The organism is Vibrio ouci, from assembly GCF_004551525.1.
GTDB classification, from domain to species: Bacteria; Pseudomonadota; Gammaproteobacteria; order Enterobacterales; family Vibrionaceae; genus Vibrio; species Vibrio ouci.
Map to the genome: position 1 here is coordinate 133419 of NZ_SATR01000007.1, position 18381 is coordinate 151799.

General features: G+C 45.2%; 5 protein-coding genes. All 5 read right to left on the reverse strand.

The features are described from left to right. Positions 1-7: 7 nt before the first annotated feature. The gene (locus ELS82_RS07100) at positions 8-9136 is read right to left on the reverse strand and encodes a T1SS-143 repeat domain-containing protein (protein ID WP_134834871.1); all 9129 of its coding nucleotides are present in this window, start codon (positions 9134-9136) and stop codon (positions 8-10) included. Positions 9137-9444: 308 nt separating this feature from the next. Then, positions 9445-10584, reverse strand: coding sequence for a carboxynorspermidine decarboxylase (nspC, locus tag ELS82_RS07105; RefSeq protein WP_134834872.1), 1140 nt, complete (start codon positions 10582-10584; stop codon positions 9445-9447). 195 nt (positions 10585-10779) lie between these two features. Next, entirely contained in the window at positions 10780-12033 is a 1254-nt protein-coding gene (locus ELS82_RS07110) for a carboxynorspermidine synthase (RefSeq protein WP_134834873.1), read from the reverse strand. Between the two features lie 14 nt (positions 12034-12047). Further along, positions 12048-14966: a pyridoxal phosphate-dependent class III aminotransferase gene (locus tag ELS82_RS07115; RefSeq protein WP_134834874.1), complete on the reverse strand. Its 2919-nt coding sequence runs from the start codon at positions 14964-14966 to the stop codon at positions 12048-12050. Between the two features lie 509 nt (positions 14967-15475). Next, a partial coding sequence (locus tag ELS82_RS26275; protein ID WP_167489253.1) for a cadherin repeat domain-containing protein occupies positions 15476-18381 on the reverse strand: 2906 nt, incomplete at its 5' end.

An 18381-nucleotide genomic window follows, 5' to 3' on the forward strand; every position in this document is an offset into this window, starting at 1 on the left:
AATCCCTTTACTGCAGAATAAGGTTTTGGTCATCAATCATTTTCTGAAGAATATCCGCTTCAGTGGCAGCAGAACTGTCTGCACCATATAAATCGTCAAGAGTAACGCCATCTAAAACGATCTCTTGTTGAGTTGTTGCACCATCAGGCTTCAATTGTATGGTTACACTACCACTGTCGTCATTCATATCGATGAGCGCATCAAGCTGAACATCGGTTAGCTCACCATCCGTAACGGTGTCAACAATGGCACTAATATCAATGGCATCGCTATTTGGTGAATAATCAAAAGAGGTAATCGTATCCGAACCCGACGAATTGCTAATCACAAAGAGATCGTTAACGCCATTCGAACCTTGATAGGTGTTGTCGGTAACATCAAGTAAGCTCACATCAATAACTTGCGCGATCCCTGCCGCTTCAGCAGACCCAATTGTCGCCGTTGGCTCTATCGTCAACTGAAAATCTACTGCACCGTTATACCCATCAACTATTGATAAGCTTTCCAGCTCATCAATCGAAACCGTATATTTGCCGTCAGATAAGGTTCCAGCGCTTAGCACCAAGCCAGAAGGAAGGCCTGAGATAGTGACAAAGCCAGATTCGTTATCAGCGGGATTAATCAGACTCATACTTAATCCGAGCGGAATATCTCCGTCAGCTTCAGCAATAATCGATTCATACTCAGTCGTTAGAATCGGCTCATCTGGCTCTGGTGTAATGGTAATGACTAAGTCTTCACTGACAGGATCGCCGATATCACTTTCTAGGTTACCTAATACCGTATTTTCATCATACGTAGCAGCCGTTATCGTAACGTCCATATCGCCAAACGCATCACCTGGGAAGAAGGTAATCTTATCCACTTCACTCACTTTAACTAAGACGGTCGCGGTCGCACTCCCATCAATATTCATGATGAACAGACCACTTTGTAGACCAATACGAATCTGATCTAGTCCTGTTAGCGCCGAAGGATCCGAGGTGTTATTAATAGTAAGCGAGATGATTAGGTACTCATCACTGAATGTTTCAAAGCTCGAAGCATCTAGTGTGATTTGCAAGCCATCGTTCTCTTCACCTGACATAGTCTCAGGTAAGTCCACTAACTCTACTCTGTCGCCCACTGGCAAAACACCGACAATAAAGTCTGACTGAGTGAAATTGAAATCCCCATTTTCAAGCTCTTGGGTGATGGCTTCTAACGAGAGTGGAATATCACCACTGAAATCTCGCGGTGGAAGAATATAAACGTCACCTAAACGGCTACTGTCTAGCTGCCACTCGTAGGTACTCTTGCCATTAAATGATCCACCGTCAGCACCGTTGTTAGGAGCAAGCACATAACTGTCGCCCACTTTATAAACAACAACTGCACCTTCTGGCACTCCTTTAAGGCTCAGTGACATACTCTCAGAGCCATCTTGATCAACCAGTGACGCTGTCATCGAACCAAGATAGATATATTCATCTTCGTTACCTAAAACGTCGCTAGTCACCAAATCGGCCATGTCAGCAACAGGTTCAACGTTAATCACCACAGTCGTCGATTTATCTTGTGTATCTGTCTCAGAAACACAATCCGCGGCATCGGTAATATTCGCGGTAAATGTCATCGATATATCTCCGCTGTAGTGCTCTGGTGGCACCAGCTGAATTTCATTTAAACGCGTTGGGTCAAGAATGGTCCAAGTACCGTCATTGTTATTTTGTAGTACATCGGCAGGCCCAGCCAACGTTGCTCCAGCCGTCAAAGAAACCGTCAACGAATTCAGTGTTTCTTTACCCGTTGCGCTGTTCCCTTCTCCGGTGATGGTTTGACCATCTTCAATACTGTCACCTAGGATCAACTCAAGGTTTAGATCTGTTGCGGTATCTTCTTTAATGGTATTGGAGTCAGTCGAAACCGTAATGTCATCAACAACCGGTGTCACTTGAATCGTAATGGTTTGATCCGTCGTTAACGTACTACCATTACACGGCGATGTTTCAATTACCTGCACCGTAAATGTTAAGCAACCAGCGAAATCTTCATCAACTCCGGTTAACTTTAGGTTTTCCAATGCAGCGCCGGTGATCGAGTAGCCAATAACATTACCTAGACGATCGTATTCTGCGGTTACACCGTCCCCTTCGATTTCAACGCCTTCTGGTAACGAATCTGCTGGAATATAGAAAGAAAGCTCGTTACCAGGATCGCTAGCTACGTTGCTATCAAGCAGTCCAGAGAGATCGATTTCATCCCCTTCAGGCTGTTTGATATCGCCAGATTGAATGTCACCAGGCGCTTCAACTGGGTAACACGTACCACCACCGCCACCATGTCCGGTGATTTCAAGTTGGAATGTCGCATCAATAAAACGAGCGTCATCGCCATCAAGCACTCGCGCTTTCACGACAATATCGAGTAACGGCGTATCTTGTGGACTAGAGATGGTTGCACCATTGAGTATCAGTGCGAACGACTCTTTAATTGAATCACTGGTTAAACCATCAGCTGGGATGATCCAGTTACCATCCGCATCTTGGCTCGCGCCATTCGGGTGATGAACGATCAGGTTATAGCCATCCGGGACCACGATAATGATGTAGTCGAGGAATTCTGAGCCATCTAAATCAGCATCAACAAAAGTAACCGCATCAGAGATATCAACAGCAGAACCATCATCGCTTGAGTAAATAGCGCCAGAGCCTTCTAAACGCGTATCCAGCTCGACTTTAGGGTTGACTGTCACACTCAATGAGCCATCGATTTGCTTAACGTCAGTTGCACCGGTTGGAGAAGTGTCCGTTACCTCATATCGAATACCAATGTTGAAAACACCACTTAAATCTTCAGTTGCGACAACACTTAAACGACCACTATTTAATAGGTCCGCTAAGGTCGGTGATGTCGCATCAAGTAACGTCGCGAGATCCAATCCACTCGCATCAATCGTGATCGGTGAACCATCGAAATAGAGCGTTAAATCAGGGTCTAACGAAACGATGGTATAACCGGTAAGCGATTCACTGCCATCGACGTCTTGGTTGATTGATGGGGTAAGGTTTAAGCCAATACTTCTGTCTTCTGCACCACTGGTCGCAATGACCTGACCGTCCTCTTGATCTACTTTAGGCAGCACTTCCATTTCGACTGTTAGGGGGAACTCTCCCGAATCACCATCAGGTTCAGTAGAAACAACAATGACATCAAATGAAAGCTCACCACTAAAGTCGCCCACAGGCTTAAGATAAAGGTTCGCTAACTCTTCATTGCTAACCTGATAAACAGGTCCAGTAACGTCATTAATGCTCGCAATGGTCAAAACAACTGGGTTGCCTGCCGCATCGACTAGAACCGTGCCTGCAGGAATATTAGTGATCAGTATGTTGATCTCTTCTGAGACATCATCGTCAGTAGTTTGAACAAGGAAGTCGAGCGCTATCAGTTCGTCTTCAAAAAGATCTGCAAGGTTACTAATGACCTTAGTAGCATCATCGTATTGCCAGCGCCCTTGGCCTCCATCAACGACAGTAGGCTCGTCAACAATGCCTTTTAAGTAGACGGTAATTGTCTCCTTCGGGCTTGATGCTTGAGGGTTAGACGGATGAAGACCATCTTGTGTCGACTCGGTCGAAATTGCCGTCACATAGATCTCTAAATCTTCGGTGAAAGAACTGATGTCCTCTTTTGGTATTAGAGTCACGTTGCCGTCAGCGATATCTTGCGCTGATACTACATAGGTATTCGTGCCAGTAAGTGAGCCGCCAACGATTTCCCAACCGTCTTGGACTTCAATAATTAGAGATAAAGACTCAGAGCCATCGGTATCGGTGAGATGAGCGAAGATGTAATCCTGAAGGTTGATTACCTCATCTTCTAATCCTTTAATATCTTTAACCGATAACGTTGGCGCATCCGCATCTGGGCGAACATTGACCGTGATTTGCTCTGTGGTATCGGCTTTTTTGTCGTCATTGCTGGCGAAATTGTTTCCATCTTCAATGGCTACAGCCGTGACGTCAAAGGTAAATTGGCCTGCGACGTTCGCATCAGCAACAATCTCCATTTGGTTTAACTTGCCTTGGGAGTATTGCTTTCCTTCGGTGATCGGCACGCCATCTAACAAAATCGTAATACCATCAGGAATATTATTGATGATGTATTTCAACGTTTCAGAGCTATCCACATCCACCAAGTTTGCTGCAATATCTAACGTTAAGCTGCTGTCGGCATCTTCAATGGTTTCATAGGTAAAGACAGAGTCGCCCCACTCCGGTGTATCGGCGACAGGCAGTACCGATACTTCGATGGTTTCCGTAAGGTCGCGATCACCCGTGTCACTGGTAATGGTCGCCCCTACATCAAGGGTAATATCGATGGTTGTGTTTGATTGATGAGTTGGCGGAAGGTAAGTTAAATCGCCATTCGGAACAATTGACGTTGGGTTACTCGCATTAAGTTGACTGCCTGATAAAACAATTTGTCCGTTTACGGCAACGAGCAGTACACCGTTAAGGAACAGTTGACCGCCTTGCAGTGAAGATTCGCTAATCGTGATTTGGCTGACTTGCTCGTTCTGGTCAATATCTCCCGTTGATACAGTAATTGAGAGTGTGGCTAAGTTATCCTCCCTTATCTCAACGTCTTCAACACGAATCACACCGTTATTATCGCCAAGAACAAACGTCACTTCACTAGAAGCAATATCGCCATCAAAATCTTCGATAGTCATATTCAACAAATCGTTGATTTGTGGGTCGGCCATCACACTGGCGTTAGTTGTTAAGGTATAGGTACCATCTTGATAGACCGTCAAAGTACCGTAGCTATTACTCGTGTCATTGGGGTTATATAAGTTGATGACGACAGGTGTTGCATCATCAATAAAGGTGAAGGTCTCTGGATTACCATCCCCATCGCTATCGTACCCTAGGCTGACAAGCTTACCGCCATCAGCGCCAACACGATTCCCCGCAGTGATCAGGTTACCCGATAACGACTCCCCCTCTACCAAGGCAACATCCGAGTCAACGGTCGTAGGAACGTCATCGGTAACATTAACGATATAGTCAACAGATGGAGAGGCATCTCCATCGGCATCGGTTACTGAAATGGGGAATTCAAGCGGAAGGTTGTTCTCACCAAGACCTGTTGGGTGGTCCAGCGGTGCAAGTAGAATAAACTCAACACTACCATCTAGACCAAGCCTAATTTGAAACACTGGGTTACTTGACGCATCGACACCAAAATACCAACCATCAACATCGGCATCAGATAACGTGATCGCGCTGCCACCACTGGTATAGCCTTTCGCATTGAAGGCAGTTAAGTCGACATCAATCGAAACGATATCATCCGAACCTTCAATGAACTCAATTGAAGGCGCGGTTGTTTCAACGCCTACATCTTCGTTATCTTTATATAATCCATCTTCATCAACAGAGATCGAGCCAACAATGTTAATCTCCGGTCCTACACCATCGTATATTTTGATGTTGGAAGTCACTTCATTCTCGCTGCCATCAGAGTCAACGGTGTATACAGGTACTGGGATGGTTAACTCGGTATCATTACCTGCGCCGATATGGTCAATAGACTGGTATAGTTCTAACGAGACGGTAATCGTAGCGGTTGAGTCTGGGTCGAGTAAGAAATCAGCAGGAAGCGAGATATTAAATACAGCTTCACCACTTGATAATACTGCATCGTACGTTCCGTCACCATTGTCACGCCACGTAATCGCAACACCGTTTTGAGTAAGTGGATTTCCGTTTGAATCTAACACTGCATCGCCAGTGGCCACGTTCAGACCGAGGAAGACAATCGGATCGAACGCCGAACTGACATCAAAGCTGACTTCAGCGGTTGGGCCCGCTGCAACGCCGTCAACGATAGGCACTTCCGAGAGCTCCACCGTACCTGTGCCAATTGAAGAATCACCACCATCAGTAATCGAGATATCTAGCTCTAGCTTGGTAACATCACCATCCGCATCTTTAGCAGAAACGACGATCGGTAGCGGATCCGTGCCATTAATTTGGTCAAACGCTCGCTCTAAAGTGAAGGTGTAGTCAACCGTGGCATCTTGGTCATTCGCTGGCTGGCTAAAACTGACGGTGAATACAAGAATGTCTGGTTGAGTCGCATCATTTGGATCTTGGGTATACGCAGAGAGTGAACCATCACCGTTGACCACATAAATTATATCAATACCACCACTGGTAAAGCTTGGTTGGTCAGCAATATCGAAGTAAACGGAATCTAAATAATCGCTGCCAATCTCTAGCGAGAACTGCCCTATTTTGCTTACCGAACCTGCTGCAAGCTCAGTTTCATCTATAGCAACAGAGGTGCCATTGGACAGTAACGGGTCATCGCCGTCTGAAATCGTCCACTCGAAGCGGCCACTGTCTAGCTCAGTCCCATCCAGATCGTTGCCAGTAATAACTAACGGTAACGTGACGTTGTCACTAGAAAGTAAATGACTTATAGGCTCAGACTGTACCAATTGTATAGTCGCCGTCACATCATCGCCACTCGCCACACCACTTAGCGTTAGAGTAAAGATAACGTTACCATTGGACGTAGCGGTAATAACGGTATTGCCGGCACTTAAAGCAAAGTCGATAGAGTTAAGTGTTAAGGTTGATTCTAGCCCTAGCGAATTGAGCAAGGCTAACGTACTTTCATCAAACTGAAGTGAAGCAGGATCAGGATTATCTGAGCCAGCGGTTACGGTGAAGGTGGCATCTAGCGTTTGGTCCCGGTCGGCAAGACTATTTTCAGTGGAGACCGTGCTACCACCGTTAATCGCTCCTTGCTCACCGTCAATAATATTAATGACAGCGGTCGCGTCACCAAAGTCATTGCTTGCGTCACCTGCAATATAATTAATCGTCACATTCTGCAGGCTATTGTGATCAAGATTTCGATTGGCGACAAACGTCCAGTGACCATTGGCAAACACAGTCAAAGTACCTTCTGCTAAGGTAAATGTGGCAGGTTGACTTTCTGTCACCGCTTTAGTCGTGCCGTCCACTTCAACCTGTCGGACAAACAAATCGCCATCCAGATCGATATCATTATTGAGTAAGTTGCCTGACGCCGTCGTACCCTCAACCATTTGATAAGTTTCACCGAAAACTAACGGCTCTGAATCCTTAATTGTAATAGGCAAGTGAGCAATAACAGTTTCAGTGGTGCCATCCGCATCGGTTTGGGTACCCTCCACCAAAATAGCAGTTTGAATCGAGTCTAACCCATCGACCTGGTCGATGGCTTGGAAGAAACTCACTCGAACTTGGTCGCCAATAATCGCCGCAGAAAAGACTAAGTTACCGTCGGAGTCTCGCCCTTCTAAACTTTGCGAATCAACAGCAACTGTAACCGTAATCGCCAAACCTTTTGAAGTCAGCCCTTCAATTAACGACTGATCGCTATAAAACTGAAAATCAGCAAATTCAACGTTGATATCAGAATCTTTAGACTCAGAACCAAATATCCCAACCACAGCTTCGGCAAACGACAGCGACTCTGGCAAAACAATGGTTGGCATATCGTCAATCGCTTCATTACCGATGGCATTGAACACCTGAGCCTCAATCGTCCACGCATTACTCAAATCAAGCGAAGAGATATCAATGTCAGTGATGGTCCAATTACCAGAAGCGTCAACAACACCTTCAAAGACCAGTGTTTTAGCACCATCGCTAACATGGATATAGATAGGTAAACCTTCATCAACACCTGTTGTAGTGCCCTGCATAGTTGTCAGGTTACCAGTACGGAAATCTAAAATACTAAAGCCCGTCAGAGTATCGATATCAATGGTAGGTACCGTTGTATCAATTGATGTAGAGGTATCTGTCGTCGTTGCAGGGTTGCCTGCGATATCTACTGTTGAAGCCTCTACGGTGACGACTCCATCAGCGAAAGCGCTAATATCAACGTTTTCAACGACCCAAACGCCCGACACGACGACCGTTTCAAACTGCAATGTCGCACCAGAGCTATCAGTAATAACGACAGTGACACTTTGTCCATCTTCAACATCAGTCACCACGCCACGGAATGTGGCCGACTGTTTTTCTGTGGAGTTAAGTACGTTATCACCGCCGTCTTCCACTTGTGCAGTGATCGATGCAACAACATCTTTTACGATGGTATCTGAGTAAGTTGCAGGGTTGCCGGCAATATCAATGGTTGAGGCTTCAACAGTCAGTATCCCATCAGCAAACGCGGAGAAATCTATATTTTCAATGCTCCAGCTGCTGCCTTCGACGACAGCAGAGAAGGTTAAAACTTGGCCATTCTTATCAGTAATCTTGATGGTAATCGGTTGACCATCTTGAACAAAACTCACAGTGCCTTCGATTCGACCTGCTGAGACTTCAAACTGGTTATAGTACTCATCACCAAAACCATCGAAATTCACCTCAATTTCGGCCAACGTGTCTTTAATCGTCGTATCTTGCGCCAAAATGCTGTTGCCAAAGTTATCGGCAATCACTGCGGTCACCGTCAACGGCCCTTCAGCAAGGCTAGATAAGTTCACACCATCGATTTGATAAGCTTCATCTTGCGTAATTGCAGTAACACTTACGCTGTTACCATTTACATCGGTAATAGTAAGATTGACGATACGGCCATCTCTAACATCAAGAGCCGTACCTTGGATAGTGACACCAGGGACTTCAAATCGGTTTTCGTAACCATCTCCACCATCAAGAATATCGACAGTCAGTTCAGCATTTTGGCTTAGTATGTCGAGTACTTCTGGGGTATCAATGTTGTCATCATTTTCGAAAGGAGAATCCGGACGAGTATCAAAGCCGGCTTGAGCAATGGTTTCATCGAGGGTCGCCTGAACATATTCGACAAAAGATGCGCCTTGGCTATCGACATTATCAGAGGAGGAGTTACCTTGAGGGCGACTGACAAACTGAGAGAGCTGTTCGACAACTTGCTCAAGTTGCTCTTCTATTGTTTCAACTTCTTCTTGAGTCAATTCAGCGTTATCGGCTTCGCTACTTTGCGTAACGACAATGACGCCCTCTTCTTTTACAGAATCACTCGGAATCCTTTGCCAAGTACCGTCAGGTAGCACTTGCCACAGTACTCCACCTACTTCAATGTATAAAATCGGGTTCATTGGCTCTCCTTGCAAACCAGCGATCTCTCCATGCCACTACCGCCCAACGCTATCATTCCACTGTAAAGCATTGAAAACGGCCAAATAGAGAACAGCTTTCCGTAATATTTATCCTACAATATTAATCACTTTCATTAACCAAACAAGCACCTATAACAAACATCACAATCCCTTGACAATAATGCGGTTACTAATCGAACAATCGCTTCCTTTTTATACGGCATATCTAGACATTAGTGATAAAAATACTCAAATCTAGGTAGAAAAAAACCTCGCACATGGCGAGGTTCTTATTCTTTATTAGCAACTTACTCAACTGACCACTGTGACAGTGAACGTTTAAAGTCTGAATAGTTGAATTCGTTTAGCTTCTGGATATCACCATTTGAGCGCTCACAGTAGACCGATGGCATGCGTAATCCGTTAAACCAATTGAGCTTAACCATGGTGTAACCTGCACTATCGAGAATATGTAAGCGCTGACCAATTTTTAGAGGCGCTTCAAACTTTGCTTCGCAGAACTGGTCACCAGCAAGACAAGAACATGAGCCAATTACGTAGTCGTGCTCACCACTTTCTGATGCTTCTAAGATTGATGCTGGCTCGTTGTAAATCAGCGTATCTAGACGATGCGCTTCTGTCGCTGAGTCAACAATCGCTGTTTTCTTCACGTTCTCAACAATATCAACAACCGTCACCACAAGGTCAGTTGTCTTAGTGATGATCGCTTCACCCGGCTCCAAATACATTTGAACACCATGTTTATCAGAGAAACGTTTAAGTGCTAGACCTAACTTTTCAATATCGTAGCCCGGCCATGTAAAGAACACACCGCCGCCCATGCTGACCCAATCTAACTTATCTAGGTATTGGCCAAACTGCTCAGAGATTGAATCTAACAAGCCGATAAACGCATCCACATCTTTGTTTTCACAGTTCATGTGGAACATTACGCCATCAATATCTTCAAATACTTCTGGTTTGAGATGGTCAGCTTGAACACCTAAGCGAGAGAACTGACGCGCCGGGTTTGCCAAGTCTTGCCCCGCATAGCTCACACCAGGGTTAAGGCGCAGACCAATTGATGCCTTACCTTCTATAATGTGTCGGTAAGCTTCTAGCTGAGACTGCGAGTTGAAGATCATCTTGTCACAGATTTCCGCCACTTCACGAACATCGCCTTCACTGTAACCAACACTATACGCATGAGTTTCACCACCAAAGGTCTCATAGCCAAGTTTTACTTCAAAAGGGCCTGAACTTGTCGTGCCATCTAAGTACGGCTTAATGATGTCGAATACACCCCAAGTCGAGAAACACTTCAGTGCAAGCACCAGTTTAACGCCAGAGATCTCTTTGAGCTGTTTAGCTTTCTCTAGGTTCTCAATCAACTTATCTTCGTTGATCATAAAGTATGGGGTTTTAAGTTCTTCTTTCTTAAATGTCATTTCTATACGCACTCAAGCAGCATCTAAAGATGGAAAAAAATTATATGGTTGGTGTGATTTAGTTTGATTTTGTCCTGTTCGAACGCAGTGAGTTACAAAATCAAACTAAATAATACCAACACTTTAAGGTAGTCATCACCAAAAAGGGAACAGTCCTTGTCCCCTTTAATAAGTAATCAAACCAAAGGTCAGTTCTTATTTATCCAGCTCATGGATCACTGGCAAACCTTGACCTGCTTCTAGCTCCTGAACATGCCAATCTAGACCAATGCTAGGCATCGTTTCTAGGAACGGGTCCGGGTTTAGCTGCTCCATATTGAACACGCCTTTATCTGCCCATTCGCCACGGAAGAACTGAAGTGCAGCCGTGATCGCTGGTACACCAGTTGTGTAAGAGATCGCTTGGTGCTCAACATCTTCATACGCCACTTCATGGTCAGCGTTGTTGTAGATGAATACGCTACGCTCTTTACCGTCTTTCTTACCTTGAACCCAAGTACCGATACACGTTAGACCCGTGTAGCCTGGTGCTAGAGATGTTGGGTCAGGTAGCAGTGCTTTTAGTACATGAAGAGGCTGAACAACCGTACCGTCATGCAGTGTTAGCGGATCTGGGCTAAGCAGACCGATATCGCGCATACAGTTGAAGTAGTTTAGGTACTTATCACCAAAGCCCATCCAGAACTCAATACGTTTCGCAGGGATAAACTCTTTCATTGAGCGAACTTCGTCGTGCGCCATAGAGTAAACCTTGTGAGAGCCACAGTTCGGGAATTCAAACTCAAGCATACGAGAGTGACATGGAACCTGTTTCCACTCTTCATTTTCCCAGTAGAAAGAGTCACCTTGGATCTCAAGCATGTTGGTTTCTGGATCGAAGTTAGTTGCAAACTTCTTACCGTGGTCACCCGCGTTAACGTCCATTACGTCAATGGTATCAATCTCATCGAACAGATGCTTAACTGCGTACGCAGCGAATACTGACACAACGCCTGGATCGAAACCTGCACCAAGAATACCTGTGATACCCGCTTCAGCGAACTTCTCACGGTAACCCCACTGCCAGTCATACGCTTGCGGTACTTGCTGACCTTCAGAACATAAGTCAACCGCTACTGATGTATCTAGATAAGAGACTTTAGCTTGATAACACGCTTCCATGATAGTCATGTTTACCCATGGAGGACCCGCGTTAATCACTAGATCTGGCTGAACTTCTTTAATAAGAGCAACAAGTGCCTCTACGTCGTCAGCATTGACTGCGCGAGCTTCTAGTTTCTTAGATGCATCTTTCAGGTTGTTTTTCTTCTGAATAGATTCGATGATCTTTTCACATTTACTCACTGTACGTGATGCAATTGTAATATCACCTAGTACGTCGTTGTTTTGTGCTGCTTTATGTGCAACTACCCAACCTACGCCACCTGCACCAATCTGTAGAATTGCCATCGTTTTCGTTACCTTTATTTTGCTAGCTCAGCCGCTAGTGTATGGATTTTAGTTAGCAAAGATTCGAAGTCCGAAATCTTTAAACACGGGTTCAAAATAGTAAATTTCAGTGCAGACTTACCGTCTACTACTGTTTCTCCAAGCACAGCAACGCCACGCGTGAGCGCCTCTAATCTTAGAGTTTTGTTCAGCTCGTCTAAGTCCGTGACGCTGTTTCCTAATTGATCATTAGAATTTGTTGCGCGGAACAACACTGTAGAAAGTGATGGTTGCGCGAGAAGTTCAAAACCTTCATGGTCCTGCACTAGAGATGCGACCTGCTGAGTTTGCTCAAGCAAGTGATCATACATTTCACCTAATGTTGATGGCCCCACACTTTGCATCGTCATAAAGACTTTCAGAGCGTCGAAGCGCTTAGTCGTTGCGATTGATTTATCGACCAAGTTAGGCAGTTCATCATGTTCACGATTTAGGTAGTCGGCATGATGCAGCAGATACTTAAAGTTGCTTTTATCTTTTAGCAGTACAGCGCCACAGCTGATTGTTTGATAGAACAGTTTATGGAAATCAACACTCACGGAGTCCGCACGCTCAATGCCCTTTAAGCGATCTTTATGGCTGCTGAGAATGAGTGCGCCACCGTAAGCACTGTCTACGTGGAACCAAAGTTCATTGTCTGACGCTAGATCAGCAATCGCATCTAGATCGTCAATCGCACCGTGATCCGTCGTACCAGCAGTACCAACGACCGCAAATGGGATCAAACCTTCAGACTTAAGTCTGTCGATTTCAACTTTAAGTGCGTCAGCTTTGATTGTACCGTTAGAGTTAGCATCAACACAGCATACGGCACTTTCGCCCAATCCTAACAAAGATGCTGACTTTTGCACAGTGAAGTGGGATTTTTTAGAGCATAGAATACGGAGATTTTTAGCGTATTCAGGTAAACCAAGCTTTTGAATCGAATGATTGTCGACTTTGTCCGCAATCCAGTCACGTGCCAACAGTAAACCCATCAGGTTACTTTGAGTGCCACCACTGGTGAAAATGCCATCCGCTTTAGTGCCAAGATCATACTTGTCACACATCCAATCAACCACTTTCTGCTCAACATACGTTGCAGCAGACGCTTGATCCCAAGAATCCATTGATTGGTTTAACGCGGCGATCATTGCTTCAGCCACGACCGAAGGCATCAACGGAGGTGTGTGTAAATGCGCAATACAATCAGGGTGCTGAACAATGATGGAATGCTTAGCAACAAGCTCTGCGGTATCGCCAATCACATCCACTAGTGAAGCATTTTTGTTGTCTAGGTCAACGGCATTAATCGCTTGCTCTAGCTGTTTAGGCTCTAAGCCAGAATATGGCGCGTCAACTTGCTCGAATACCGACTTCATTGCCGCCGTAGCGTGATTCATCACTTTCGCGAACTCATCACTGCCCGCTTCGCCTGCATGAATAAAGTGCTGTTTCCATGCTTCGTTCGACTCTTCTTGTGTTACTCGCTGTCCACCAGCGGCAAGAATCGCGTCTTCAAGAACACGAAGGGCAAAATCAATTTGCTCAAATGAAATGATCAAAGGAGGTAGGAAACGAATAACAGAACCGTCACGACCACCTTTCTCTACCATCAAGCCACGTTCTAATGCAGCGCGCTGAATTTTAAGAGTTAGCTCGCCATCTGCGAGAGGCTCCCCGAACTTATTCAGCTCAGTGCCCGGCTTGCGGATCTCAACGCCTAACATCAAGCCTTTACCACGTACATCTGCAATGCAGTTAACGCGCTTTTGAATTGCTTCTAGGCCATGGCGTAAATACTGTCCCGCAACATTCGCGTGACCAACCAAGTCGTCACGCTCAATGATCTCTAACGCTTTCGCACCTGAAATCATTGCTAATTGGTTTCCGCGGAAGGTACCTGTGTGTTCGCCTGGCTTCCACGTGTCGTGCTCTTTATTGATAACCAATAGAGACATCGGCAAGCCACCACCAATCGCTTTCGACAAGCACAAGATATCAGGAACAATGCCCGCTTCTTCAAACGCAAAGTTGTAGCCTGATTTCCCGACGCCACATTGGATTTCATCGAAAATCAGAAGGATACCGTGCTCATCACAGATACGACGTAATTCACGCAGCCAAAAAGCAGGAGCTGGTACAACACCACCCTCACCTTGTACTGGTTCAACAATCATCGCAGCTGGTTTCATGATGCCAGATTCGTCATCATTGAGTAGGCGCTCGATATAGCGGATACCCGCTTTAGCACCTTCGTCACCACCCAAGCCAAAGGGACAACGTAAGTCGTAAGGGAATGGCATAAAGTGAACATCAGACATCAGTCCGGTACGGCGCGCTTTGGTGCCTAAGTTGCCCATCATGCCCATGGTACCGTTGGTCATGCCATGATAAGCACCGCGGAAGGCAAACATGGTATTGCGACCCGTGGTTTGTTTTGCCAGCTTAATCGCCGCTTCGACTGCATCTGCGCCAGAAGGACCACAAAATTGAATAACGCTATTTGCAGCAAGCTCTTGCGGTAAAAAGTTCTTCACAGACTTGATAAAAGTTGTTTTTGCTTCTGTTGGTATATCAAGTGTTTGATACGGAAGACCTGAGTCCAATTGCGTTTTTAATGCTTGGTTGATCTCTGGGTGGTTATAACCCAAAGCGAGCGTTCCCGCCCCAGCAAGGCAATCTAAGAAAAGCTGACCACGTGTATCTTCAACCAATGCGCCATAAGCTTGCTTAATTGCTATCGGCAATCGACGTGGGTATGAACGAACTTCAGATTCGTGCATTTCTTGATCGAGTAGAATTTGATCCGGTGTTAGGTCATATAGGCCTTCAACCACTGGAATCTGAGTTAAAAATGGAGTTGCGATGTCCGCATTGATTACTGCGTTATCGACTTCAAAGGCTGTGCTCATGATTTAATCCCTTGAAATGTAATATGTCCCTCTTTCGCCAAATTGCGAACAAGAAGGTGCAACAAGCCATTCCGCGTTATTTCTAAATAGCGCGTACAGCAAATCGATCCATCAAACTGATGGACTACATGTCAGGTGTTAGATCAAGGTTCAGTAATGCAACTGTCTTGTAAAACAGGGCATTGAGGAAGAACTAAGCTGATTAATGTGTGTTTGTTAAGTGAGTTCATGTTGGGTTTCCCATTTACATGTCACCAAGTGACATTAGTATCCCGTCTATCAACAACAAGAGGTTGCTGATACCTACCCTACGTAAAAATACTCAGCCCGAATATTTGCTACGCGTATCCCCCAGAATATCGATTTTTCGACTCTCCTCCGAGATTGCGGCGAAAATTATCATAATTTGAAATCATCTGGCAATATTTTTTCATCAATGACGCCCAAATAATGACTTAAATATCAAAAAGGCCAACCGTTTGGCTGGCCTAATATTCTACTTGTTGATGTTATGCGACGTCGGTTTTGAGCACCTGAGTCAGCATCTCTAATTCACTGGTAATTGTGTTGTCGGTAATGAGTCCGGCTTCTTCGAAAGCCTCCGTCACACCTTCTAGGATAATGGTCTGTTCGCGGCCATCATCCGTCACCGTCATCACAACGTTATCGCCATCAACTTCCGCTGATATTGAGTCAATCAAATCACCAACCAGTACGTTATCATCCTCTTCTAAGATGCCTCTTAGGTCGAGAAGATCTGAACCTAACTCAAAGTTATCAACCACATCAGTACCGTTGTCCAATGTCGAGTCTAGCCATGTGAAGATGTTAGCGTTTTCATCCCCCAACATCATTTGGTTACCCAAATCGGCATCTAGTGAATCACCGAGTTCTGCTGATAGGACTTCAAATTCAGGTGACTCATCAACATCGATCGTCACCGTTGATTCATTACTTATCGCTAGCTCAGAGTCGACCGCAACATAATCAAATGTGACGTCTTCGGTGATATCTTCTGTACCTGATAGATAACGTAGCTCCCAGTTACCCCCTGAACCAGTAAGCTCCATCGACACTATTGGGTTATCCGGAGAGGAATAACTAAATTCGTACAGGATCTGGTCATTACCAGTATCACCTACGTCTTTTTGGTATTGCTCTACATGAGTTGTACCATCCGCGAAAGTATACGTTACCTCTACATAAACATTACTATTGGCTGTAAACGCACCGCCCATACCATCTAGACCAAAGGTCACGACCCCCAGAGGATTGTTACTAAGGTCAATGTTTAGCGTCTCTTGCTTGTTCATACCGTTACCATCGGTATCACCAATACCCCAACCTACATGGGCAGGGCCGCCTGTGTATTGTTTCAGTGGTTTGTCATTGTTATCAGTAATGCTGACCCCAATGGTATTTCCGTTTTCTAAAGTAATGACTCTTTCAGTATCACTGACATACTCACCCCAGTTATAAAAACCATCTTCGCCAAGAACAATATCCGCGGGATCACCGCTATGCCCCATTTCAAACGGGTCACCAACGCCCGGCACATAGGTAAAATTGTCAGGATCAAAAAGTTTATTTGGATCGATTTCTTCACTTAGCACATGCAAATCAGCTTCAGTAATAACACGAGTTTCACCAAAGTCATCGGTATAGAGCAAGGTGCCATACTGAGGTAATGAGGTGATCATGATATTGAGTTGGATACCGTTAAAGTCGTCATCTTCGTCTGAGATATGGTCTAAAGATTCATCATCAGAGTCGAATATAATTGGGACAATAATCGCGTCACCGGCATCAACGTTAAAGTCTTCAGTAACGGGTAACTCATTCACGTCTAACTCTGACAGATCAACGTCTACGAAGGTCGTTAACTCGCCATCCGTAGCCGCCACCGTGATGGTATGCTCATTAGGAAGAGATTCGAAATTGTTGGTAAACGCAGCTACACCCGCCTCAGTGAGCGAGATAGCACCGCTTTCACTGTTTATCGCAAACAGATCCAGTTCGTTGAATTGGATGTTTTCACTGATGCTATAACTAACAACATCACCAGCATCCTCATCTGTAGCTGTCACAACCCCAATGACATAGTCATCGGTCGAGTTTTCGTTGTAACTGAATTCATAACCACCTTCTGGCTCATTAAACACTGGCGCTTCATTAACGTCGATTTCTTGTAGATTCACATTAATGGCTGCGGTTAAGCCACCGGTGTCTGTGGCCGTCACGACTATGTTGTGTAAATTCGGATCGGTTTCGAAATCGTTAGTAAAGACCTCGACACCTTTATCCGTGAGGTAAATTTCACCAGACGTGTCATCAATACGATAAAGTGGTAAACCGTCCACTTCTACATTGGTCGTAATGCTGTAAGTAAGCGAATCGCCCTCATCCACATCTGACACGGTGCCTAATAATGTTCCCGTAGTGCTGTTTTCTTCGTACTCGAAGACATAACCACCCTCTGGTTCATCTGAGGTTGGTGCTTCATTGACATCGGTTTCTTGCAACGTCACATTGATTGTTGCGGTTAAGCCACCACTGTCTGTCGCGGTCACCACTATGTTGTGCAAGTTCGGGTCGGTTTCGTAGTCATTGGTGAAGACTTCAACACCTTTGTCTGTGAGATAGATTTCTCCAGAGGTGTCATCTATCCGGTAGAGTGGCAAGCCATCCACTTCCACATTRGTGGTGATGCTGTAAGTGAGCGTATCTCCCTCATCCACATCGGATGCTGACACTGTACCGAGTAAAGTTCCAGTATCGCTGTTTTCCTCATATTCGAACACGTAGCCGCCGTCTGGCTCATTTGACGTTGGTGCTTCGTTGACGTCGGTTTCTTGTAGATTCACATTGATGGTTGCGGTTAAACCACCACTGTCTGTCGCGGTCACCACGATGTTGTGCAAATTCGGATCGGTTTCGAAGTCGTTAGTAAAGACTTCRACGCCTTTATCTGTMAGGTAAATTTCACCTGAGGAGTCATCTATACGGTAGAGGGGTAAACCGTCCACTTCCACATTGGTCGTGATGCTGTAAGTGAGCGTATCTCCCTCATCCACATCGGATGCTGACACAGTACCGAGCAAGGTTTCAGTATCGCTGTTTTCCTCATACTCAAAGACATAGCCACCATCAGGCTCATTGGACGTTGGTGCTTCATTGACGTCGGTTTCTTGTAAATTCACATTGATGGTTGCGGTTAAGCCACCACTGTCTGTCGCGGTCACCACAATGTTGTGCAAGTTCGGATCAGTTTCGAAATCGTTAGTAAAGACCTCGACACCTTTATCCGTGAGGTAAATTTCACCAGACGTGTCATCAATACGATAAAGTGGTAAACCGTCCACTTCTACATTGGTCGTAATGCTGTAAGTAAGCGAATCGCCCTCATCCACATCTG

Coding starts and splice junctions, on each gene's coding strand:
- ELS82_RS07100 (WP_134834871.1), bottom strand. CDS start 9,136: ATGAACCCGATTTTATACATTGAAGTAGGTGGAGTACTGTGGCAAGTG.
- nspC (WP_134834872.1), bottom strand. CDS start 10,584: ATGACATTTAAGAAAGAAGAACTTAAAACCCCATACTTTATGATCAAC.
- ELS82_RS07110 (WP_134834873.1), bottom strand. CDS start 12,033: ATGGCAATTCTACAGATTGGTGCAGGTGGCGTAGGTTGGGTAGTTGCA.
- ELS82_RS07115 (WP_134834874.1), bottom strand. CDS start 14,966: ATGAGCACAGCCTTTGAAGTCGATAACGCAGTAATCAATGCGGACATC.